Source organism: Dactylosporangium darangshiense, assembly GCF_039537565.1.
Taxonomy (GTDB): domain Bacteria; phylum Actinomycetota; class Actinomycetes; order Mycobacteriales; family Micromonosporaceae; genus Dactylosporangium; species Dactylosporangium darangshiense.
In genome coordinates, this window is sequence record NZ_BAABAT010000009.1 from 274,928 (window position 1) to 298,648 (window position 23,721).

General features: G+C 70.5%; 18 protein-coding genes. 10 read left to right on the forward strand and 8 right to left on the reverse strand.

The features are described 5' to 3' along the window. Window positions 1-213: 213 nt before the first annotated feature. Genes ABD901_RS19765 through ABD901_RS19775 form a run of 3 tightly spaced genes read right to left on the reverse strand, consistent with a single transcriptional unit; the run spans window position 214 to window position 2,428 of the window. Window positions 214-1,395 carry an alpha/beta hydrolase family protein gene (locus ABD901_RS19765; RefSeq protein WP_345128556.1) on the reverse strand — a complete coding sequence of 394 codons (1,182 nt, stop codon included), beginning with the start codon at window positions 1,393-1,395 and terminating at the stop codon, window positions 214-216. After that, the gene (locus tag ABD901_RS19770) at window positions 1,392-1,751 is read right to left on the reverse strand and encodes a transcriptional regulator (RefSeq protein WP_345128557.1); all 360 of its coding nucleotides are present in this window, start codon (window positions 1,749-1,751) and stop codon (window positions 1,392-1,394) included. Before ABD901_RS19770 ends, ABD901_RS19765 begins: the two co-directional genes overlap by 4 nt. Beyond that, window positions 1,748-2,428: a hypothetical protein gene (locus ABD901_RS19775; RefSeq protein WP_345128558.1), complete on the reverse strand. Its 681-nt coding sequence runs from the start codon at window positions 2,426-2,428 to the stop codon at window positions 1,748-1,750. The genes ABD901_RS19770 and ABD901_RS19775 overlap by 4 nt, the downstream gene beginning before the upstream one ends. A 66-nt stretch (window positions 2,429-2,494) precedes the next feature. Here ABD901_RS19775 and ABD901_RS19780 point away from each other — a divergent pair, with 66 nt between their 5' ends. Beyond that, window positions 2,495-3,079, forward strand: coding sequence for a hypothetical protein (locus ABD901_RS19780; protein WP_345128559.1), 585 nt, complete (start codon window positions 2,495-2,497; stop codon window positions 3,077-3,079). 69 nt (window positions 3,080-3,148) lie between these two features. Here ABD901_RS19780 and ABD901_RS19785 read toward each other — a convergent pair whose 3' ends face one another. After that, window positions 3,149-3,298: a hypothetical protein gene (locus tag ABD901_RS19785; RefSeq protein ID WP_345128560.1), complete on the reverse strand. Its 150-nt coding sequence runs from the start codon at window positions 3,296-3,298 to the stop codon at window positions 3,149-3,151. Between the two features lie 33 nt (window positions 3,299-3,331). Here ABD901_RS19785 and ABD901_RS19790 point away from each other — a divergent pair, with 33 nt between their 5' ends. Together ABD901_RS19790 and ABD901_RS19795 are read left to right on the forward strand one after the other, a co-directional pair. Beyond that, entirely contained in the window at window positions 3,332-3,997 is a 666-nt protein-coding gene (locus ABD901_RS19790; protein WP_345128561.1) for a response regulator transcription factor, read from the forward strand. Next, the gene (locus ABD901_RS19795; protein WP_345128562.1) at window positions 3,984-5,084 is read left to right on the forward strand and encodes a sensor histidine kinase; all 1,101 of its coding nucleotides are present in this window, start codon (window positions 3,984-3,986) and stop codon (window positions 5,082-5,084) included. Before ABD901_RS19790 ends, ABD901_RS19795 begins: the two co-directional genes overlap by 14 nt. Before the next feature lie 9 nt (window positions 5,085-5,093). Here ABD901_RS19795 and ABD901_RS19800 read toward each other — a convergent pair whose 3' ends face one another. Together ABD901_RS19800 and ABD901_RS19805 are read right to left on the reverse strand one after the other, a co-directional pair. After that, window positions 5,094-7,352, reverse strand: a complete 2,259-nt coding sequence (locus ABD901_RS19800; protein ID WP_345128563.1) for a S8 family serine peptidase — start codon at window positions 7,350-7,352, stop codon at window positions 5,094-5,096. Continuing rightward, complete coding sequence (locus tag ABD901_RS19805) at window positions 7,349-9,262, reverse strand: copper resistance CopC/CopD family protein (RefSeq protein ID WP_345128564.1); 1,914 nt, start codon at window positions 9,260-9,262, stop codon at window positions 7,349-7,351. Before ABD901_RS19805 ends, ABD901_RS19800 begins: the two co-directional genes overlap by 4 nt. 271 nt (window positions 9,263-9,533) lie before the next feature. Here ABD901_RS19805 and ABD901_RS19810 point away from each other — a divergent pair, with 271 nt between their 5' ends. The 5 genes from ABD901_RS19810 to ABD901_RS19830 are packed head-to-tail and all read left to right on the forward strand — an operon-like array spanning window position 9,534 to window position 19,846. Then, complete coding sequence (locus ABD901_RS19810) at window positions 9,534-14,930, forward strand: hypothetical protein (protein ID WP_345128565.1); 5,397 nt, start codon at window positions 9,534-9,536, stop codon at window positions 14,928-14,930. Between the two features lie 28 nt (window positions 14,931-14,958). Continuing rightward, complete coding sequence (locus tag ABD901_RS19815) at window positions 14,959-16,263, forward strand: multicopper oxidase domain-containing protein (RefSeq protein ID WP_345128566.1); 1,305 nt, start codon at window positions 14,959-14,961, stop codon at window positions 16,261-16,263. Continuing rightward, a complete protein-coding gene (locus tag ABD901_RS19820; RefSeq protein ID WP_345128567.1) occupies window positions 16,256-18,286 on the forward strand; it encodes a multicopper oxidase domain-containing protein in 2,031 nt (676 codons plus the stop codon). The genes ABD901_RS19815 and ABD901_RS19820 overlap by 8 nt, the downstream gene beginning before the upstream one ends. A 29-nt stretch (window positions 18,287-18,315) precedes the next feature. Then, complete coding sequence (locus ABD901_RS19825) at window positions 18,316-19,293, forward strand: multicopper oxidase domain-containing protein (protein WP_345128568.1); 978 nt, start codon at window positions 18,316-18,318, stop codon at window positions 19,291-19,293. Window positions 19,294-19,306: 13 nt separating this feature from the next. Then, window positions 19,307-19,846, forward strand: a complete 540-nt coding sequence (locus tag ABD901_RS19830; protein WP_345128569.1) for a hypothetical protein — start codon at window positions 19,307-19,309, stop codon at window positions 19,844-19,846. 46 nt (window positions 19,847-19,892) lie between these two features. Here the strand turns inward: ABD901_RS19830 and ABD901_RS19835 are convergent, their stop codons facing one another. Beyond that, on the reverse strand, window positions 19,893-20,387 hold the full coding sequence (locus ABD901_RS19835; protein WP_345128570.1) for a DUF6299 family protein: 495 nt from the start codon (window positions 20,385-20,387) through the stop codon (window positions 19,893-19,895). A gap of 260 nt (window positions 20,388-20,647) precedes the next feature. On the opposite strand from ABD901_RS19835, the gene ABD901_RS19840 reads away from it, so the two are divergent. Then, complete coding sequence (locus ABD901_RS19840; protein WP_345128571.1) at window positions 20,648-21,370, forward strand: SDR family oxidoreductase; 723 nt, start codon at window positions 20,648-20,650, stop codon at window positions 21,368-21,370. 54 nt (window positions 21,371-21,424) lie between these two features. Then, complete coding sequence (locus ABD901_RS19845) at window positions 21,425-22,948, forward strand: GMC family oxidoreductase (RefSeq protein WP_345128572.1); 1,524 nt, start codon at window positions 21,425-21,427, stop codon at window positions 22,946-22,948. Window positions 22,949-23,010: 62 nt separating this feature from the next. On the opposite strand, the gene ABD901_RS19850 is transcribed toward ABD901_RS19845, so the two are convergent. After that, window positions 23,011-23,640 carry a DUF2306 domain-containing protein gene (locus ABD901_RS19850; protein WP_345128573.1) on the reverse strand — a complete coding sequence of 210 codons (630 nt, stop codon included), beginning with the start codon at window positions 23,638-23,640 and terminating at the stop codon, window positions 23,011-23,013. Window positions 23,641-23,721: the final 81 nt, after the last annotated feature.

Genomic DNA, 23,721 nt, shown 5'->3' on the forward strand with positions numbered 1-23,721 from the left:
GACGCTCCCGGCCGCCAGGGTCGGCGACCGAGATGAATATCGATGACCACGAGTATGTAGCGCGACCGGCCCGGTGTGAACATCCCATGACCGCCCGACGTCGGGCTCAAGCCGGTGCGGGTCCCGGCCAGATCACCTGGCCGGCCATCGTCAAGGTCGCCGTGTCGGGCACCGGCAGCCCGGAGAGTCGGCACAGCTCGCGCACGGCGTCGGTCAGGGGATGGACCGTACCTCCGGGAAGGCCTTGCTCGGTCCTTCGAGCAGGCGCTGCCGCCGATGGCGCAGGTGCAGGTCGAAGAACGCGAGCGGGTACGCCTGCTGGATTCGCACGGCCCGCCCCGGGTCGAGGGTGCCGACCCAGGCGGCGAGGTCCTCGTCGCTCATGCCGGCGATCGTGGCCAGCTGCGGGATCAGCATCTGGTGGTCGCAGTACGCGCCGTGCAGCGCGCCGTCGGCCTGGACGTTGAGCCGCCATCCGCGCAGCTGCGACCAGAACTGCTCGACGCTCGGCTCGGCGGCCCGGTTGAACTCCGCGGTCATCAGCATGAACGGCCGGTCGAGGCCGGCGGGCGGCGGACCCGACTGCATCGGGCCGTCGAAGCTGAGCCCGGCCCGGACGCGGCGGTCCTGGTTCATGACGAGGGCGGTCGCGGTCGCGCCCTTCGACCAGCCGAACATGCCGATGCGGCGCAGGTCGAGCGCGGCGCCCAGGCCGGTCGGCAGCGCTCGGCGCCCGGCGTCGGGGTTGCGGCCGGCGGCGAGGTCCTCGATGCGGTCGAGGACGAACTGGACGTCGTGGGCGTGGTCCCACGGCGTGAACGACAGCTCGTCGGCGGGGACGGTGAGCCGGCCGTCGGGGAACTCGCTGTACCCGTCGTAGGTGTGGTCCACCGTGACCACGACGTAGCCGTGGCTGGCGAGCTCCTGGACCACGATGGTGGTCTCGGAACGGTGGCCGCCGGCGCCGTGCGAGTACAGGATCACGGGCAGGCGGTCGCGGGTCTGCAGTACCGCCGCTCCCTCATGGCCGGCGGTGAGGGGCGCCGCCGCGACGTCGGGGGCGAAGTCGTTGGCCGCGAGCAGCGCGCGCAGCGGCGCGGCGGTCATCCACGGCGCCACCGGGCGGCGCCGGGCGTCGCGGCCGGCGGGGTACCAGATGCTGGTCATCAGCTCGTGGAAGTGTCCCGGGCCCGCGACCGGATCCGGACGGGACCGGTCGACGAGGTGCAGCGACACGGTGCCGACCGGGTGCGGCCCGGTGGGCGGGGGCAGCGTGAGCCGGGCCGGGCCGGAAGCGCCCAGTGCCGCCGACCCGCGGCCGGCGCCGAGCGGCACGGCGACCCCGGTGGCGAGCGCGGCCGCGAGCAGGTGCCGGCGGGTCAGTGCGGTGGTCATCGGTCCTCCGGAGCGTCTGTGGTCTCGACTCGGGCGATGAGCAGCTTGAGCCGCGCGATCTCGTCGGCGAGCGCGGTGTCCCCGGCTGCGGTGAGGGTGATCCAGGTGCGGCCGCGCTTGCCGGCGTACCCCTTCTCGACCTCGATCAGCCCGGCCGCCTCCAGCACGCTCAGGTGCTTGGAGAGGTTCCCGGCGGTCAGGTCCAGCTGGGTGCGCAGGTATCCGAACTCCGCCCGGCGGGCCTCGTGCGCGATGGTGAGGATGCCCAGCCGGACCCGCTGGTGCACGACCTCGTCCAGCCCGTTGACCGGGTGGGCGGGCTCGTCCGGGTCCGGGGCCCCGGTCTCGGCGGTCATCTGCGCCGCCGGTCGGCCAGCCGGAAGCCGATCGCGCCCAGCAGCAGCACGGTGCCGTTGATGCACTGCTGCGACAGGAACCATGTGCCTTCCTGGCTACCCCAGTGCCAGCCGAGGTCGATCGGCACGAGCGCCACGGTCAGGTACACGAGGGTGAACACCAGCAGCCCGAGGTTGCGCTCCAGCCGGGCCAGCACGAGCAGCGCCACCCCGATCGTGCCCCACGGCGCGATCAGCCGGTCCAGCACCATCACCCAGTACGGGAACGGGTTCTGGCGGGGATGGCTCGGCAGGTACAGGCGCGCCGCGATCCAGGCGGCGGTGAACAGCACGGTCAGTGTGATGCCGGTGATCGCGTACGGCAGCACCCGGGCGCCCAGCCCCCGCGCCCGGGCGACCCGCACGTAGCAGACGGCGATCGCGATGTAGGTCAGCAGCAGCGCCGGCGGCCAGTAGATCAGCACGCCGCGACGCCAGAACTCGCACGCGCCCGTGCCGGTGCAGTGGGAGACGTAGAAGTACCGGTCGAACGGGATCCCGACAAACGTCGCCGCGGCCAGCACGAGCAGCGCGAACCAGGTCACCCGCTGGTCCACCCGCACTCGGCGGGCGAGGCCGCGCGCCTCCGACAGCAGCCGACGGGGATCAGCGCCGGCGGGCACCGCATCATTGGTCATGCCGATAGGTTTCCACAGCAAACCTATTTCCGCTAGTGCCAACCGCGACCGGTACGCTCGCCGGTCATGGAAGACATCAACCCGATCGCGGACCGTGAGGGTCAGGTGGGCGGCATCGAATCCATGGTGGTCGACGGGCGCCGGTGGTTCTTCGGGCTCGACTACAGCATGGACACGGCGGTCTCGCCGCTGATCGAGGACCCGGCACGGATGGCGGAGTTCGCGAGCAGGTACATGCTCCAGACCGACGGGGAACACGACGTCGCCTATTGGCGGGACCTGGTCGACTCGTCGGTCGGGATGTCCGGCATCGTCGGTGACGACGAGCATCGCACCTACGACAGCGAAAGCCTTGCGGCGCAACGGCTGTCGCCCAGTTCGCAGCTCATCTACCTAATGGGCGCGGCGACGGCGTGGGACGAGTCGTTCTTCGAGGACGAGGCCGTCCAGGCGGTGCTCGCCACGATGGGCGTGCGGGAGCGCGATCGCGAGGACTGGGACTGCCTCGATCAGTGCCTGGCGGCTCTGGGCTCGGACCGCGCCGAGGTGAGCGGGGCCGCGGCGCGGTTCATGACGCTGTACCAGCGATTCATCGTCGACAACCTGCCGGCCAACTGGCCCGAGGTCTTCGCCGCCCTGCGGCCGAGCTGACGACTCTTTTCCGGTGTCGTGAAGCGTCGCAATTGTATGATCATCGACGCGCCTGGAGAATCGGCTGCGCTAATCGCCGCGGACATCGTGGAGAGTCGCATCATCAGATAGCCGTCCGGCGAACAGGGTAAGCCGTTCGGCCGAATCGTTCATCGTCGTGACGAAGGTATTGGTTTGCTGACGGATTGTCGATAGGTTGCGCGTGAGCAGCGCAGACACCTGGGAGTTCATGGTCGCCGACGGGGGTTTTCCGTGGGACGGGTCCTGGTGGTGGAGGACGACGAGCGGATCGCCCGTCTCGTTTCGCGCGCCCTCGAGGCCGACGGGTTTTCGGTCGACCGGGCGTACAACGGCCTGGACGCGCTGGCCATTGCGCTCGATCGGAATTTCGACCTGCTCCTGCTGGACCTGATGCTTCCCGGCATGGACGGCACGGAGGTGCTGAGTCGCGTCATCGAGGAACGCCCCGGCCAGCGCGTGATCGTGGTTTCCGCGATAATGGAGGTCGGCCTGCGAGTGGCGTGCCTCGATGCCGGTGCGGTCGACTTCGTATCGAAGCCGTTCGCGCTCGCCGAGCTGACGGCGCGGGTGCGGGCCCGCATGCGTGATCCGGTCCCGGGTGGCAGACCGTGGCTTGTCGCGGGACGGGTCAAGCTGGACATCCGGCAACGCCTGGCGCTGGTCGCGGACCGACGGGTCGACCTGTCGTTGCGCGAGGCCCTGCTGCTGGGCCACCTGATACAACGAGCCGGTCAGGCGTGCAGCCGTTCGGAGCTGCTGGCCGATGTCTGGGGGCTGTCCTTCGACCCGGGCAGCAACGTGGTCGATGTCTGCGTGCGGCGGCTGCGCGGCAAACTGGGCGCCGCGGCGCGAGTGGAGACTGTTCGCAACGTCGGATACCGATTTGTATCAGACTGAGGGCTCGAAGCGCCGCCGGCTGTTGCTCGTCGCCTGGGCCGTGGTCTCCGCGGCCAACCTCGTGTTGATGTACCTGTACCCGGGCAAGGAGACGGTTCCGTTCCACCTGGTCTGGATCGGCCTGTCCATCGTGTACGGCTTCACCGCGTGGAGTCCGCTCGGCATGACGGCGGTCCTGCTCACCGTCGCGGTGACCACCGGATGGATCCTGATCCATCATGCCGGCACCGGCGACATCGGCTGGGAGGAGACGACCGAGGTCCCGCTGATGACAGCGGTGTTCGGCGTCATGGTGTGGCACGTCCGCCTGCGTCAGCGGGCCCTCTCGCGGGTCGCCCAACTGGCCGAGCACGACCGCCGGCAGGCCGAGGCGCAGCAGCTGTTCGTCCGGCTCGTGTCACACGAGCTGCGCACCCCGATCACGGTGGCGCGGGGCTACACCGAACTGATCCGCGACGGTGGGGGCGGGCCACGCGTCGCCGAAGACGCGGAGATCGTGCTCGACGAACTGGGCAAGCTGTCGAGGATCACGCACCGGCTGGTGACCCTCATGCAGATGAGCGCCGCGGTGGCACGGCATCCGACCGACATCGACGCCGAGCTCAGCCGCGCCCTGCATCGCTGGGCGCCGACCGCGAACCGGATCTGGAGCGCTCGCTCGGCTGTCGGGGAGGCGGCAGTCGTCCCCGAGCGGCTGGAGGCAGCGCTGGACTGCCTCCTGGAGAACGCGGTGAAGTTCACTGCCGACGGCGACCGGATCGAGATCATCGGGGCGCGCCGGCCGAACGCCTGGACGATCGAGGTGCTCGACACCGGGGCCGGGATGAGCCCGGAGCAGGCCGCGACGCTGACCGCCGCCACCGGCCCGCTGCCCAGCATTTCGGGCACCGGGCTGGGCCTGGCGATCGTCAGGACGGTGGTTGAAGCGTGGGGCGGACGGATCGCGCTGCGGGGTGAGCCCGGCGTCGGCACCAGCGTCACGCTGTGGTTCCCACAGGACTCATCGGGCGATGAACCGGCCGCACCGCACCGCGTACCCGGTGCGACGCCCGCGGAGAACATGACCTCCAAATGGCTGGGTCGGTGATCGGCCCGGCTACCGGACCGTCAAGGTCACGGGGACCTGGTGTACCAACGCTCCGGCGGTCCCGATCACGATGACGGTGAAGGAGGCGCGTGGCGTCGACGACGTGGTGCGCACCCGCAGCGTCGAGGTGCCTGGTGTACCGACCGGGTTCGTGCTGAAGGTCGCGGACGCGCCGGCCGGCAGACCCGTCACCGACAGCGTGACGCTGCCGGCAAAGCCACCCACGGATCCGGCCGAAACGGTGTACGAGGCGGTCTGGCCGCGCGAGACCGTGACCGCGGACGGACTCGCGCTGAGCGTGAAGTCCCGGGCGGTGACGGTGAGCATGACCGTGGCGGTACGGCTGAGCGAACCGCTCGTGCCGGTGACCGTGAGCGGATAGGTGCCGGGCGGCGCCGTCGCCAGCGTCGTGACGGTCAGCTGGGAACTGCCCGCCGTGGCGACGGACGTCGGGTTGAACGCTGACGAGCCCACGCCGCCCGGCAGGCCGGTGAGTGACAGCCCGACGTTGCCGGTGAAGCCGTTGAGGGCGCCGACCGTCACGGTGTACGTCGTGGTGTCGCCGGCCGGCACGGTCGCCGAAGCGGGTGCGACGGCCACGGTGAAGTTCGGTTGAGCGGGGATCACGAGGGTGGCATACGCGCTGCGGCGGGTCGAGCCGCTGGTGCCGGTCAGCGTGAGCCGGTACGAACCCGGTGCGAGGCCGGCCGCCGTGGTCACGTCGAGCCGGGCGCTGCCGCTGCCGCCGGATATGACCGCCGGGGTGAAGCTCCACGTGGCCTGCGCGGCGGAGAGCCCGGCGAGGCTGAGGGTGACGGGGCCGGTGAAGCCGTTCACGCCCGCGACGGAAACGGTGTACGTGGCGGTTCCGCCGGGTGTCGTGGTCGCCGTCGAGGGGGATACCGACGTCGTGAAGTCGGGCATCGTGCTCAGCCACTGGTACGCGGCGAAGGCGTCCAGCCGGCCGTAGCCGTAGTCGTTGTCCGGGCCGCCCGGGCCGAGGTCCGCGGCGCCGCCCTCGAGCGCGGCGGCCTGCCGGTCGGCGGGCAGGTCCGGAAACGCGCTCAGCAGCAGGGCCAGCGCCCCGCTGACGTGCGGCGCGGCCAGCGACGTTCCGGACGCGGTGGTGTAGAGGCCGTAGAGGTCGGTGGTCCGCACGTTGACGCCGGGCGCGACCGCGCGCGGGACGACCGGCTGACCACAGGCCGACGGCCCGCGGCTGCTCGACGGGTCGATGACGTCGGCCAGGTCGGTGGAGCCGACCGCGAATGCCTCCGGGTTGTTGGCCGGGCTGAGCACCGTGCCCGCGGTCGGGCCGTAGTTGCCGGCGGAGAACACCGGCAGGATTCCGGCCGCCCGCAGCATGGCCAGGTCGGGCTGGAAGTCGAGGTTGCAGCCGCCCGCCGACGACGTCCACGAGTCGTTGACCACGTCCGGTGCGTCGGCGGTGTCCGGGTTGCCGTCCGGGTCCAGCAGCCACTGGAAGCCACGGTGAATGGCGGTCGAGGTCGCGGCACCGCGGTCGTTGAACATCTTCACGGCGATCCACCGGGCATCCGGCGCCATGCCGATCGAGGTGCCCCCGGCGTCGCCGCCGACCATGACGCCCATCGTCGCGGTGCCGTGGCCGTTGACGTCGGTGGGCACCGTCGGGTGCTGACCATACGGGTCGTACCAGCTATTGTTGCCGCCCCGCCAGCGACCGGCCAGGTCGGGATGGCTGCCGTCGACCCCGGTGTCCATGTTCGCCACCACGACCCCCTGGCCGCGGAACCCGAGGTTCCACAGCGCGGGAGCGTTGACGAGCGCCACGTTCGGCTCGGGAGGCGGCGGACCGGTTTCGGCGGTGGCCGTCGCCCTGGGCAGCACGGGTGCCTGGATGGTGACCTCGGGATCGATCCTGCGCACGTCGGGACGGGCGGCCAGTTCCCGGATGACCGACGGGGCGGCCGTCACGCTGATGCCGTTGAAGATCCACAATGGATCGATCGTGGTGACGAGTCCCTGCGCCTGCCGCTTGCGCAGCAGCTCGAGGACGCTCTTTTGCGCGGTGTCCGCCGTGGCGCGCAGGGTCCGTTCCAGCGTGGCGCCGCGCTGCCGGCGGTTCGGGGCCTTGACGGTGCTCGGATCGACCTGCGCCGTGAGCACGACGATGGCCTGCACGAGCCGCTGCGCCGGCTCGGCCGGGCGGGCGGCCGCGGCGGGGCCTGCACCGCATACCGGCATCATCGCGAGCGCGACGGTGACGACCAGGATCGCACGCTTCATCGGACACCCTCCAGGTCTGTCTCGGCCGGCGTGGCCGGGGTGCCGGCGCGGCGGCGGCGCCGCGCCGACAGCAGCCACAACAGGCCGACTGCGAGCATCGCCTCCGCCAGCGTCCCCGCCAGCGGGTTCACGGTCGCGGCCAGCTGACCGCCCGTCTCGGGTTGCGTGCCGGGCGGCGGGAACAACCACCCGTTGACGGTGACCGGGAGCTGCTGTCCGGAGCGATGGATCACGGCGGTGAGCCGTTCCGGGCCGGCCCCGTCGACGGTGGCGGTGCCGAAGTAGCGGCCCGTCTCCAGCTGTTGCAGCGGAATCGCGGCGGTCGTGCCGCCCACGTCGAGCTCGAGCGTGACGTCGTCGATCGGTGCCGGCGGTGGCCGGCGCCGGCTTTCCGCCAGCACGGTGAACGCGTTGACGCCGGCCCGGTTCGGCGTCACCAGGACCGACACCTCCACGTCGTCCGCGGCGCCGGCCAGGGTCAGTGTCGCCTCCGACGAGGCGCTCGCGTCGTCGGTCGGGCGCGGCGGGGGAGTCTCGGCGAGCAGGCCGACGACCAACAGCAGCACGATGCCGGCCGCCGCCTCGACCGCGACGAGCCGACGCGGCGGCGATGTCGCTGCGCCGGCTCGCCCGCCCCATCTCGAGGGGACCCGGCCGTGCAGGCGGGCCGAGTTGACCAACCCCGTCGCACCGACGACCAGCAGCAGGGCGCTCTTGATGAGCAGTACCCGGCCGTAGGCCGATCCGAGCAGGGTGTCGACGGAGTCGACCTGCCGGCCGGCGTTGTACAGCCCGGTCGCCACGACCAGCCCGACGCTCAGCACCACCAGCTGGGTGAACGGCTCACGGCACTCCCGCAGCATCGCCAGGCGTGCGGCGCCGTCCCCGCCGCGCGGCCACAGCACCACCGCGAGCGACGCCACCGCACCCAGCCAGACACAGGCCGTCAGGATGTGCAGGGCCGCGACGACGACGGCCGCGGACCGCCCCGAACCGAGCGCGCCGGCGTGGCCGCCCAGCGCCTCGAGCGACACCATCACCAGCACGAGCGCCGCCGTCGCAGGCCATAGCACCCGGCCGCGGATGGTGCTCGCGGACGGTTGCGCCCGCAACGCGGACACCAGCACGGACAGGGCGGTCAGGACGGTCACGCGCGCGAGCCAGAGGCGGCCCCATTGGGTACCGGTCACGAGGTGGACCGCTGCGGCCGGTGCCGCGCCCGGCTCCGCCAACCGGTGGATCTCCGCGGACAGTTCGGCAATGCCGACGACCGTCCCGAGCGCGGCGCCGCCCGCCGCGACGGTGAGGACCCGGTGCCGGGCGGCGCGCAGGGCCACCGGGAGCGGTCCGTCCGGATCGGTCGTCACCGCCCGGCGCAGCGCCGGTGCGAGGACCACGGCGGCGACGGCGAGCCCGCCGATCAGCCCGGCCAGCAGGCACAGGCCGGCCCAGCGGCGCGCGACATCCAGCGGCCGGGCAGATGTGCCGGGGCCGCTGTCGGCAACGATGGTGCCGGATACGGGGTGGTTGACCGCGAAGACGATGACGCCGCTGGTGGTGTGCCCGTCGTCCTCGGCCAGGACCCGCCACATGACGCCGTACGTGCCCGGCGCGACGTCCGGCAGGTACATGACGAGCTCGTCCGTGCCGGCCCGCTCGGGCGCCACCCGGGTGCCGGCCACCGGCCGGCCGGCGCTGTCGACGAGCCGCGCGGAGCTGAACTGCGGCGCGATGCCCTCGCTGAAGCGCAGTACGACCGAATCCGGTGCCTGCGTGAGGACCGCGCCATTGGCGGGCTGCGAGGAGACGAGGCCGGCATGAGCGGCCGCCGGTCGCGCGGGCAGGGCCAGCGCGAGGGCGACGCCGGCGAGCACCGCGGCGGCACCCAGGACGCAGCGGAAACCACGCATGGGACCCGCCTCCTGGCCTGCTAGCGGGGCGCGAAATGGCGCCGAGCGGATGGTCTGGATGCCGAGCCGGAACGTAGGACGGAACGGATCGCCGGGTCCAGTCAGATGACAGCTCTGTCATGTGCATGTCATCGCGCGGTCATTCGTGACCGCCCCATGACACGCACATGACAGAGCTGTCATGAACGGGCTGCGCGGACCGGTCCCGGCGACATACTCCCCGTGATGCAGGGGCACCTGCGGAGGCATCGCGCGTGGAGAGGTGAAGCCGATGCACAGGGAGCGGACGAGCCACACCATCACGGACGCGCTACGCAGGGCCTGGGCGGTGTGGACGCCGGGACGGTCCGGCACGGCGGCGGCGAAGCCGGACGTTCGCCGGCCGAGCCGCCCGCGACCGCTGTCCGAACCGATCTTCCTGCCGCCCAGGCTGCGACTGGACCGGATCCGCCTTAGGTTCACCACTCGCGCGGCGGTCCTTGCCCTGGTCGGCGGTCTGCTCCCGCCCGTCGCGGCACTCGCCGTGCTCGCCACCCCGGCGCAGGCGGCCACCGCATGTCCGGCCGCCGGCTGCGCGGTCACGGTGGACGCGCGCGACTTCGTGTCGCACACCGCATTGCCGCACTTCAACTACATCATCAACGTCGACAACACGCGCTTTGTCGACCCCGCCACGCGCCAGCCGAAGGACCCGTTCCCGAAGTACGTGACGACCGAGAGCAACAGCCCGATCGTGCGCGAAGGCAACGAGGCGCGCAAGACCGTCAACTTGCCGCCCGGACGGTACCTGATCTCGGTCCGTGCGCCGGATCACAAGATGTGGGGCAAGCACATCAGCCTGCCCGGCGACGCCGCGACCGACGGCACCCTCAACGCCCTGATCGAGCTCACCCAGCAGAGCGACGCCCATCCGCTGCCGCTGGGCAAGATCCGGGTCTTCGCCTTCAACGACAGCGCCTGGACCAACGGCGCCCCGGACACCGAAGAGGACGCGCTGCAGGGCTTCCGGGTCGGGCTGGAGGAGCAGACCCACAGCGAGGTCTCGGTCGACTACAACAACAACCCGCTGTGCGGCGGCACCTGCCTGACGGCCGCGGACGGGCTGGTCACCATCAACGACCTCGGACCGGCCACGTACTTCATCGATGTGCATGCACCGGACGCGCCCTGCAACAGCGATCCCTCCAGCCGGTGGTACCAGACCACGACCATCGACGGTGGCCTGCAGCTGCAGGCCGGTGTCGAGGAAGGCAGCGACGGCACGGGCGCGCCGGGCGAGCAGTTGTGGGAGCCGCCGACCGCGCGTACCGCGTACTGGTTCGGCTTCGTCTGCGCGCCGACGCCGTTCGCCACCCCGGGTACGGGCGAGATCACCGGCACGGCACGCAACTGGCAGGGCTGGCCGCCGTTCGACGTGCTCACGCTGGGCGAGCCGGTGCAGAACCCGTTCGTCGCGCTGAGCGACAGCACGACCGACCGCACCGTCTATGTCGGCCAGGGCGACGACCAGGGCCATTTCGACATCCAGAACGTGCCGGCCGGCACGTACAACATGGCCATCTGGGACGAGCAGCTCAGCTACATCATCCGCACCCTGCCGGTCACCGTGGCCGCCGGCCAGAGCGTCGAGGTCCGCGACGCCGACCCCAACGGCGAGGTCGGTGTCGGCGTGTCGCGCTGGTTCGGCTGGCTGGACGGCACCGTCTACAAGGACCTGAACAACAACGGGAAGAAGGATCCCGGCGAGCCGACCATCGCCAACACCGACATGGATCAGCGGTGGCGGGACGGCTCGATCAAGGAGGCCACCTTCACCGACCCGGCCGGGCACTACGAGTACCCGACCGCCGAGGGAGGCCCGCTCGGCAAGTGGATCATCAACGAGCAGGGCTTCGCCCGCTTCTCCGCCTACCCGGGGCCGTCCATCCACGACGAGCACACGGGCGCGGTGACGCCGTCCTGCGCGGTCGATCCGCCCGCCGTACCGGCCAATCCGTGTGTCCCCACCAACCAGGGCGGCGGCCTGCTGAGCAACCAGCTGCTGACCGAAGGCCACCGCGCGACGGTCGACTTCGGCAAGCGGGACTATCCCGCGGGCACGCCGGGCCAGATCGTCGGCATCACGTACTTCGCGACCACGCGCAACGAGTTCGACGCGCGATTCCAGGCGCACGAGGACTACGAGCCGGCCATTCCGGACGTCACGGTGTACCTCGAGGGCCTCGGCCCGGACGGTCAGCCGAACACGGCGGACGACGTCATCCTGAACCAGTACGTGACCGACCACTGGCAGCACCCGAACGCGGCCCAGCAGCCGCCCCAGAGCTGCGCCGTGACCGACTCCAACGGCGCGCCCATCACCACCCTCAATCCGGACGTCGGGCCGAACTGCCTGGAGACGCCGATCACCGGCGAGCAGACGAAGGACGGCGCCTTCGACGGCGGCTACGCCTTCGCCGACTACTGTCCCACGGCGAACGGTGCCTTCAACACGGCGACCGGGCTGTGCGGGGACGGCTCCGATCCGGGCGACCACCCGCTCGTGGCCGGCACGTACATCACGCACGTGGTCATGCCGAAGGACACGACCGACAGCCGTGCCTGCAACCCGGCGAACACCTCCGGCTACAAGAACGTCAGCTCCGTGAAGGGCGCCATCCCGGGCGACGGCGCCGGATGCCTGTACCGTCCGGTCAAGGAGGAGGACGTCAACGTCGACCTCGGCAACCAGTTCACGCCCGCAATCCCGCCGCCGCCCTGCGCCGGGGACGATCACGTCATCGACCAGTCGACGCTGGTGCAGCGCAGCGTCTACTACGGCGTCGCCGGCGCACACGCCCCGCTGTGCGACAAGCGACTGGTGGTCCTGACCAACGGCCAGAACGCCAACGCCGACTTCAACATGATGACGAACTTCAACACCGACCCCAACGGCACCAACGCCAGCGACACCAGGGCCGGAGACGTCGCGGCGCCCGGCCGGCTCATCGGACTGGTCTCCAACGACATCTACTTCGAGCGCAACCAGAAGTCGATGTGGTACGGCGAGCCGCGGCCGATCGGGGGCATCCCGGTCGGGATCTACGCTCGCGTGGACACCGTGCCGAACGTCAACGCCCCGTACAGCCCGGACAACTGGCGGCTGTTCACCACGGTGTACACGAGCCCGGAAGGCACGTACGAGGTACTGCTGCCCTCGACCGAGACGTTCAACTGCCCGATCCCGCAGGGACCCTGCCCCGGTATGTACCTGGTCAAGGTGGACGACCCCGGCACCAAGGCGGCCCCGAACCCCGGCTACAACCCCAACCTGCTGACCGCGACGTCCGCGTGGGACGTCTGGCCGGGCCTGACCGACCAGCTTGACACGCCGCTCGACCCGATCTCCGGCACCGCATGCGAGGACCCGGCGGTCCCCGCGCGGCCCGAGGTGCTGCAGGTCTCGTCCCCGGTGGTGCCCGCGACCGGCAGCCGGCAGATCACCATCCAGGCGGACTTCATCGGCACCACCGGAACCGCCACCGATGCCACCGGCGTCCGGGCAACCCTGACCGACAACCGCAGTGGCACCGTCACGACGCTGACGCGTGGCAACGGTGGGATCGTCAGCTGGACGCCTGGAAACGCGACCACACCGGACACCATCGTCATCAACGTTCCCGTGCTGTCCACCAGCCCGGAGTTCCGGCCGGGTCCGAAACAGCTCACGATCACCACGGCAAACGCGAACGGCGGCGTGTCCAGCGTCAACGGGATCACCCTGCACGTGCTGGGCACCAACGGCAGCGGCTCGAACACGGTCGCCTACAACCCGCCGGTGGTGAACGTGCCGGCGCCGGCCATCACCGGGGTCAACGCGCACGCCCTGCAGAACGCGATCGACAGTGCCGCGGCCGGCAGCCTGCTCGTGCTGTCACCCGGCGTCTACAACGAGAACGTCGTGGTCTGGAAGCCGCTGAAGATCCAGGGCCGCGGCGCGGGCGGGATCATCGGCGCCCACGAACTGCAGGCCCGCGACCCCGAGGATCCGCGCTTCCACGTCGTCGGCTCCGTCATCGACGGTCGCTACTTCACCGAGAACACCCCAACCTTCGACGCGACCGTGGCAGCGCACGGGCCGTACGTCGGCGTCGACGCCAACCACCCGGTGCTGCGCGGTGCCGATCTGACCATGCTCGCCCAGTCCACCAGCGCCTACGACCTGGGCACCGGCATCACCGCCTCCTTCGCACAGGCCCGCGTCGACGGCCTCGCGCTGATGACCGGGCAGGGCGAGGGGGCCGGCGGCATCCAGCTGCAGGCCTACGCCAACAACACCCAGCTCACCAACAACGTGCTGGAGAACAACGCCGGCATCTTCGCGGGCGGCATCGGCATCGGCGCGCCCTACAGCGACACCAACCCGGTCACCGGCGTCAGCAACCACGTCGGCGCGCACAACTACAACGTCAGGGTGGCCAACGACCGCATGATCGGCAACGGCGGCCTGACCCGCTCCGGCGGCCTCGGCATCTTCTACGGCTCCAACGCCTACGAGGTCGCGAACAACGTCGTGTGCTCGAACTTCGGCGTGGAGTACGGCGCGGGCATCTCCCACTGGGGCCTGAGCCCGGGCGGCCGAATCCACGACAACCAGATCTACTACAACGACGCGGTCGACTCGGGCGCCGGGATCTCGATCCAGTCCCAGCTGCCCGTCGGCGGCGGCAGCCTCGGCGACGGCTCCGGAAACGTCGACGTCGACCGCAACGTGCTGGCCGGCAACTACACCGGCGACGACGGCGGCGCGATCTTCGTCCTCGACGCGGTCGACCAGCCCATCAACATCCGCAACAACATCATCGCCGACAACGGCGCGGCCGACCTCGGCGGGGCCATCGCGCTCGACGACTCGTCCAAGGTGGCCATCGTCAACAACACCATCGCCAACAACGTCTCCACCGCTTCGTCGGAGAGCTCCAACGCCTTGCCGCATTCGGCGGCGCTGGCCTCGGAGGCCAACGACCAGACGCTTTGGCAGAACGACCCGCGCTACGCGGCGCAGTACCCGAACGCGGCCACCCGGCCGGACTTCTCCAACCCGGTGGCGCTGTTCAACAACATCTTCTGGACCAACACCGCGTACACCCTGAGCCAACCCGGCCCGGGCGCGACGCTGGTCTCGCACGGCACCATCGATTTCGAGGTCCACGGGACCACGAACAACGCGGACACCTTCACCCCGCGCTACTCGGACCTGACGGCAGGCAGCACCATGCTCGGTCCGGACGGCGTGCTGCACGCCCCGCCGGCGAACCAGGGCAACATCAGCGCGGACCCGCTGTTCCTGAACCCGATCGGGGTCACGGCGGAGCTGACCGTGTCCGGGTCACGGCTCGACCCGCAGACCGCCGCGGTCACCATCACCGGTGGGGACCCGCCGGTCGGGCTCACCAGCAACTACCACATCCTGCCCGCCTCGCCGGCGATCGACGGCGGCGTGCGCTGCTCGAACACTCCGGTCCCGGCGAACCTGACCGCGTGCGGCGCGACCGTGTTCGCGGCGCCGACCGGGATTCCGGGGGACATCGACGGGGACTCCCGTCCGACGTTGCGGTCGACCCGTTCCAACACGCCGTGGGATCTCGGCGCGGACGAACTACTCGGCATAGCAGTAACCCTGCCCTAGTTGGCGCGAGTTCGTTGAGGAGACCAATGTGAGCACCACGGCGCGAACCTCGACGCGCAGAGAGTTCCTCAGAGCGGTCGGCTGGGGCGTGGCGGGCACCGTCACGGCCGGTGGGCTGGTCGGCTCCGACCTGGGCGGGAGCGGCTTCCTCGGCGCGGGACGCGTCGAGGCGGCCACCCCGCCGACGCTCTCGCTCGTCGCCACCGACGGGTACATCACGATGCCCAACCGGGCGGCACCGGTGTACATCTTCGGATTTGTCCAGGTCGATCCCACGAAGACGGTCAGCGAGCTGTCGGCTGCCTACAAGGGGCACGCCCAGCACACGGCGCCGATGCTCGACTTCAAGCAGGAAGACGACATCAGGATCACGCTGACCAACCTCGGCCTGGTGCAGCGGCCCGACCTGATCGACTCGCACACGATCCATTGGCACGGCTTCGACATCCCGTCGCCGCTCAACGACGGCGTCCCCGAGGTGTCGGTGGCGGTGCCGATCGGCAAGCAGCTCACGTACTTCTACCGCCCGCACCGTGAAGGTACCTACATGTACCACTGCCACTTCGAGGACGTCGAGCACGTCCAGATGGGCATGACCGGCATCGTGTTCGTGCGGCCGACCCAGGACGGCACCGCCAGGACCTTCGGCGGCAAGACCTTCACGACGTTCGCCTACAACGACGGTGACGGCTCGACGGGCTACGACCGGCACTTCGCGATCCTGCTCGACGAGATCGACGAGCGCCAGCACGACGCCGACCGGGACATCCAAGAGTTCATCATGACGGACTACGACCCGCAGTTCTTCACCCTCAACGGCCGCTGCTACCCGCAGACCGTGCTGCCGAACGACGGCAACGGCACCACATCGGGCATCGCCACGGCCAACCCGAACTACGGCGGCAGTCCCGACGTGTCGCAGCCGAACTCGGCGCTCATCCAGGTGAATCCGGGTGACCGCGCCCTGCTGCGGCTGGCCAACCTCGGCTACCAGCAGCACGCCATGCAACTGCCCGGCATCCCGATGCACGTGATCGGCCAGGATGCCTCGCTGCTTCGCAAGGGCGGCGTCGACACCTCGTACTGGACCAACACCCTGTACCTCGGGCCCGGCGAGGCGCGCGACGTGCTCTTCGACGCGCCCGGATACGACGCGGCCCGGCCGTCCGGCGTGGACGCCAGAGGCAACTACAACGTGTACTCCTTCAAGAACCGCGACTACCGGAAGCTGTCGAACCACGGTGCCGCCGGGGCCGGCGGGATGATGACCGAGGTTCGGGTGTACCAGAACGCACTTCCGGCCCAGACCGTGGTGGGGCAGACCTATGCCTGAGCGTGCCAAGATGATGCAGAGCGCCCGGCGGCTGGCGGTCGTCGTTCTGGTGGCCGCCGGCTCGGCCGTGCTCGTGCCGGAAAGCGCCTACGCGCTTCCGCCGGGTGCGCCCAGGGTCGGCATGGTGTGCAACCCGGGCACCGTCTCCGGCACCACCCACACGTTCAACCTGGTGGCGAAGACGGGCTACGTCAGTACGCCGGACGGCAACAGCATCTTCATGTGGAGCTACGCCAACGCCGACGCGCCGGACAACGGCCACTTCCAGAGCCCGGGGCCGGTGCTGTGCGCGACCCAGGGCGAGACCGTCGTCGTCCATCTCACCAACAACCTGGCCGAACCGGCGTCGATCGTCTTCCCGGGCCAGGACGCCCAGGTGACCGCCACCGGCGGCGCGCCCGGGCTGCTGACGACCGAGGCGGCGGCGACGAACGGGACCGTGACGTACACCTTCACGGCCGGCAGCCCCGGCACCTACCTCTACGAGAGCGGCTCCGACATCGGCAAGCAGATCGAGATGGGGCTCTACGGCGCACTCATCGTCCGCCCGAGCGCCGGGCCCAACTACGCCTACGGCACGACGAGCCAGTTCGACGCGTCGCGGGAGTACCTGCTGCTGCTCAGCGAGATCGACCCGGACCTGCACCACGCCGTCGAGACGGGTGGCACGTACGACATCAACAGCCGGCGTGCCCGGTACTTCGCGGTCAACGGCCGGGAGTTCCCCGACACCATCCAGGACAACGGCTCGGCGTTGCTGCCGGAGCAGCCGTACGGGTCGCTCGTGCGGATCCAGCCGAACTCCGCGACGAACCCGCAGCCGGCCCTCATCCGAATGATCAATGCCGGCGCGCTCAACCACCCGTTCCACCCGCACGGCAACCACACGACCCAGATCGCCCAGGACGGCCGGCCACTGCTCGGCCCCGGCGGCGCCGCCGCCTCGACCGAGCACTTCGGGGAGACGATCGCTTCCGGCCAGACCCAGGACTTCCTGCTGCGCTGGGATGACCAGGACAACTGGAACCCGACCACCAAGCAGCTCCCGGTGCCCCCGCCCAACTACCGCAACGTGACCTTCAAGGACAGCAACACGTGGTACGGCGGCAGCCCCTACCTCGGTTACAAGGGCACCCTGCCCACCGGGGTCGTCACGCAGAACATCTGCGGCGAGTGGTACTTCCCGTGGCACAGCCACGCCCTCAACGAGTTCGCCAACTTCGACGCCGGCTTCGGTGGCATGGCCACCCTGCTGCGGGTCGACCCGCCCGGCGGCTGCTTCGCCTCATCGACATCGACGAACCTCGTCGGCGGCGTGCTGAAGGGCGGCGCCGTCGGGGACCTCGGCGGTGACGACACCGCGTACTACATGGTGAACCCGAGGACGACGACCTCGACGGCGGCGACGAGCGCCGGGCAGACGACCGTCACGGTCGCCTCGGCCGCGGGCTTCCCGGCCGCAGGCTCCTACTACGTCCGGATCGACAACGAGGTACTCCAGGTCACGGGCGGGCAAGGCACGACCACCTGGACGGTGGCCCGCGGGACCCTCGGTACGACGGCGGCGACCCACGCGAGCGGCGCGACCGTCACGGCGCTGGCGACCGACTGGTACGCGGGCTTCACGAACCTCCCGGCCGGTGCGCAGAACCTCAAGGTGACATACAAGGGGGAGAACTGCGCCACCACCACGGCCGGCACGTGCACGGCGATGACCGGCAACCTGCCGCAGCAGACGGTCAAGATCTGTGACTGGACGATCGCGGGTGCGGCCGGCTGCTCGACCGCGACCTCGAGCGGGTGGGTGACGTTGCCGCCGCCGCCAGCGCAGCCGCTGAGCGTCGGCTCGACCGACGTGAGCTCGACGTGGACGTTGCCGGGCTCGGCCAACGCCTACATCGGCACCGGGGCGAACACCGGTCAGGTCCGGGTCCTGGTCCACACGCAGCGCTGGACGGGCCCGAACCCGGGGACGTTCTCGACGTGGGGCAACCTGCTGGCGCTCGTCTACGACGCGCCATGAGCAGCGGCGAGGCTAAGGAGAGACTGGCGATGCGTGCACCCGCACTCAACAACGCGACCAGGGCACTGATCGTGCTGGCCCTGGCCGCGGCCGGGCTCGGACTGCCGAGTTCCGGCGCCTCGGCCGCACCGGTGTCCATCAACCTGTGCGCCAAGCCGGGCACGGTGACGGTGCCCGGCCCGGTCACCGTCCCGATCTGGGGATTCGGCGTTCCGTCGACGCCGGGTGACTGTTCGACGGCGACCGCGAGCGCGCCCGGCCCGGTCCTGACCGTGAACGAGGGGGACACCGTGACGATCAGCGTCACGAACGCCCTGCCGGCCGGCCACACGCTGTCGTTCGAGATCCCGGGTGTGGACTTCACCCCCGGTCCCACCGATGCCATCGCCGGCGCGACGGTGACGCGTTCCTTCACCGCGAACAGGCCCGGGACGTATCTGTACCAGAGCGGCGGTGGCGCCGGGCGTCAGGCGGCCATGGGCGTCGCCGGCGCGCTGATCGTCCGGCCGCTGACGGCCAACCAGGCCTACGACACCGCGACCACCGCGTACGACGTCGAGGCTCTGCTCGTCCTGAGCTCGATCGACCCGGGCTTCAATGCCGCACCCGACACGTTCGACATGCATGCCTATCGGGCGACGTTCTGGCTCATCAACGGCAAGGCCTACCCGGAAACGGCGCCGATCACGGCGTCGGCGGGACAGCGGGTGCTGCTGCGGTACCTCAATGCCGGCTATGACAACACCACGATGTTGCTGCTCGGCATGCACGAGCGGGTCGTGGCCCGGGACGCGCGGCTGCTGAACAACCCGTTGGATGCCAACGCCGAAACGATCCCGGCCGGCGCGACGGAGGACGCGATCGCGACCGTGCCGTCGGGTTCGGCGCCGAGCACGCACGGCTTCCCGCTGTACAACCGGCAGCAGCATGTCACCAATGGACCGCAGACCGGGCTGAGCCCGGCCCCGGCGGCGGGCGGCGGCATGCTGACGTTCATCCACCCCTGATGTGAGGCAACCGATGACCGGTCCGGCCGCCCTCAGACCGACCTCGGCGCCCCCGGCGCGGCGGCGTTGGGGACGCCGCCGCGCACGCCTCGTCGGCGGGCTCGCGGGCATCGTCCTGGCGATCGTGGTCGCTGGGCTGGTGCTGTGGCTGTCGCACACGGCCGACGGTGCCGCGGACCGGACGGCGGACAACGTCCCCGTGTCCTGGCAACGACCCGTCGTCACCGCCGACGGCCTGGTCCAGCGAAGCGGCGTGAAGATCACGCAGGTGGCGGTGACCGGCAACGGCGGCCTGGTGGATCTGCGCTTCAAGGTCGTCGACCCGGAGCGGGCGAACACCCTGCACGACCCGGCCACACCACCGGCCGTCGTGGACGAGGAGTCCGGTCTGGTGGTCCACCAGCTGCTCATGGACCACTCGCACACCGACCCGTACAAGACCGGCGTCACGTACTATCTGGTGTTCAACAACCCCGGCAACTGGGTTCACCACGGCAGCAGGGTGAGCGTCATGCTCGGCGACGCCCAGGTCGAGCGCGTGCTGGTGCCGTGAGTCGGCGGGCCGCCCTCAGCAGCTGACCCGCCGACCCCCCCGGCCGTTAATCGTCATGTTCATGTTCATGTTCATGGTCATGGCCACGTTTCGTGAGCCGTACCGTATCGGTGAACGACGGGGAAGCGTTGCAACCGGGCCCGGTCTGGCAGTTCGCGCCGTAATAGACCGTGGCGAGAATCGACGCGTTGCCCTGCCGGAAACTGCCGCTGGTCAGGTAGAGTCCGCTGCTCCACTGATGCGGCCGATTGTCGCATCTTGCCTTACGGTCCCCGGGATTGGGCACCAGTGTGGAATTGAACAACCCGGAACTTGCGCTCTGGGTGATCAGGCCGTCCAGGACCAGAGTGGCGGTGCCGGTGGCGCACCTGAACGTTCCTGAGATCGTTACCGCGCCCGTTTTGGAAATGGTGCCCGTCCGGTCGATGGTGACCTCGGGCAGCGTCTGAGCGTGGGCAGCGGGAGCGAACACTCCTACAGCTAACGCGGTCGCGGGCAACCCGGCGAGCGCGAACATGCCGAGACGTTTGGCGAATCTCATCTGTGCCTCTATCCTGCAATTTCGCGATGCTTGCGCAACCAACGTCGCACGCCGGGCATCCCGGAACGTCGGCTCCGCGTGAAAATAGCCTGGGCGATCGGGTGAAATCCGAGGCAGTGCGTTGTCACCCGAACGGACCGAACCGGCCGTCCCGTATCGCGTCTCACTTCGGCGTTCCGCACATCGCAACCGGCCAGGGTGTATGGCCGTAGGGCGCGGGGTGATGGACGACACCGCCGCCGTCGCAGGACACTGAAGGCATGGCGGTCAACGACAAGACCCGCATCGTGCTCTTGGGTGCCACGAGCGGCATCGGCCTTGCCACCGCCCGCGCCGCCGCCCGCGCCGGAGCGTCCGTCGTGATCGGCTCGCGCAACCCCGCCTCCGTGGAGCGCGCCCTTGCGGAGTTGCCCGAGTCCACCACCGGCCGGGTCGTCGATGCGACCTCCACCGAGTCGCTCGAGGCGTTCTTCGACCAAGCAGGTTCGTTCGACCACTTCGCCTACACAGCCGCTGACCCCCTGGCCGGCACCATGCTCGCCGACTACACCGTCCGGGCCGGTGCGGCGTTCTTTGCATTGCGGCTCGTGCACGCCCTGGACGCGGTCCGTCTTGCCGTCCCGCACCTGACCAAGTTCGGCTCCGTCACCCTCACCAGCGGTACCGCTGCGTTCAAAGGCGGACCTGGCTGGACCCTCGGTGCGGCGGCTTCGGGGGCGATCGTCTCCGTTGTGCGCTCTCTCGCGGTCGAGCTCGCTCCGATCCGGGTCAATGCCGTCGCGCCCGGGGTCGTCCGGTCCCCGCTGTGGTCGGGCATGAGCGAGAAGGACCAGGACGAGATGTATCGGACCACCGCCGCGGGACTTCCGCTGGGCCGGGTCGCGGAAGTCGAGGACGCCGCCAAGGCGTACCTGGCCCTCATGGACCAGGACTACGTCACCGGCACGGTCTCTGTCGTGGACGGCGGCACCCTTGTGGCCTGACGGCGAAGATGCTCACCTTGGCGTAACGCAGGACCTGCGGGGTAGCGCCTGGGAATGGAGACCACGTACGACTACGTCGTGGTCGGCGCCGGGACCGCCGGCTGCGTGCTCGCGACGCGGCTGTCCGAGGACCCCGCCGTCGGCGTCCTGCTGCTGGAGGCCGGCGACCGCTCGCCCGCGGAGGCGCCGCCACCGGTCTGGCCGACGCTGCAGGGGACCTCGGCCGACTGGGCCGGGGTCTCGGTGCCGCAGGCCGCGACCGGCGGCGTGGTGCCGTGGCCGCGCGGCCGCGGCGTCGGCGGATCCTCGGCCATCAACGGCATGGTGTTCACCCGCGGCCACCGCTCGAGCTACGACGCCTGGGCTGCCGCCGGCGCCACCGGGTGGGGCTTCGAGGACCTGCTGCCCTACTTCCGGCGCAGCGAGAACGCCCCTGGGCGCGACCCGGCCACCCGGGGCGTCGACGGGCCACTGACGGTCGCTCCGGCGTCACCGGGTCACCCGGTCGCGCAGGCCCTGCTCGCGGCCGCGCAGCAGACCGGGTACCCGGTCGTACCCGATCTCAACGCCGGCCTGGACGAGGGCTTCGGCTGGTCCGATCTGAACATTGTGGACGGTCGGCGGCAGAGCGCCGCCGACGCGTACCTCGCGCCCGCCCTGCCGCGCCCGAACCTCACCCTCGTCACCGACGCGCTGGCACACCGCCTGCTGACCACGGGCGGGCGCTGCACCGCGGTGCAGTACGGCGTGGGCAGCGAGGTCTTCACCGCGCGCGCCGACCGCGAGATCGTGCTCACCGCCGGGACGGTCGGCTCGGCGCTGCTGCTGATGCTGTCGGGCATCGGGCCGGCCGCGCACCTGCGGCAGCTGGGCATCGAGGTCGTCGCCGACCTGCCCGGAGTGGGCTCCAACCTCCAGGACCACCCGCGCTCCACCGTCATCTACAGCGCGGCCCGCCCGCTGCCGACCGGCCGCACCAACCGCGCCGAGGTCGCCGGCCTGGTCCGCAGCGACCCGTCGGCGGCCGCCCCGGACCTGCAGCTCCAGCTCGTCGACATGCCGTACTACGCCCCCGCGCTGCCTCCGTCGATTCCCGGCACCGGCGAGGGCTGGTCCATCGGCATCTCCGCCATGACCCCACGCAGCCGCGGCACTGTCCGCCTCACTGCCGCCAGCCCGGACGCGCCGCCCCGGCTGGACCCGAACTACTACGGCGATCCGCACGACGTGGCGGTGATGACGGCCGGGCTGCGCATCGCCCGCACGATCGGCACCGCGCCCGCCCTCGACAGCTGGCGGGGCGCCGAAGTGCTGCCCGGACCGGCCGTGCAGGATCCCGCCGAGGTGCGCGACTACCTGTTCCAGAGCCTGCGCACGTACTCCCACCAGGTCGGCACCTGCCGCATCGGCCTCGACGACCGTGCTGTGGTCGACCCGCAGCTACGCGTGCGCGGGATCGACGCGCTGCGGGTGGCCGACGCCTCGGTCATGCCGACGATCGTCTCCGGCAATACCAACGCGACCGTCTGTGGCATCGCCGAACGCGCTGCGGCCCTCATCACCGGGCAGACGGACTGACCTCCGCACCGTCACTCGGCGCGCAGGACCACGGCGGGCAGCGACCTTTGCCACCCGGGTGATCACACGAGTCGGCCTCGCCGCGGCGAGCGGTCCCGTCTGATCAGGATCTCGACCACGATCAGGTTGATGATCCAGCCCAAGGTCTGACCGATCGGGATCATCGAGGGCGCGCGTTCCCCGATCGCTCCCGCCTCGGCTCCGCCGAAGGGGATCTGCACCAGCAGGAGCAGGGGAACGAGGATGCGCGAGGTGACGGCGAGGAAGGTCAGCGCGTAGTTGCGCATCATCCAGGCCCGGTGTGCGGTGAAGTCGCGACGGCGGGCCGCCCGGTACGCGAGACCGCCGGTGATCAGCCACAGGACCCCCGCGGTCGTCAGGCCGATCTGCGTGACGGGGCGGCCGGACCACACCGCGACCGGGATCGTGGCCACCGCCGATGGCAGGACCCCAGCGAGCAGGTAGGTCCGGCCGAGCACGCGGTGGAGCCGCCTACGCGCCCGGACCTTCGGCATGAACTGCAGGGGGCCGAGCACGAGCGCCACGGCGGCCGTGAAGATGTGCGCCACCAGCACGGCGTACTGCAGGCCGTCGCGCACCTCGAGGCGGCTGTCGTCGACGTCGAGGCTCAGGTACGGCAATGTCAGCACCAGCCCGAACCCGACTGCGACGACCAGCAGCAGCTTCCTCATGGCGCGATCATCGGCTGCCCGGCCGGGATCGTCGTCGGCCTGGCGTCGCAGCGGGCGTACGAAAATCTGCGTAGCGGGAAA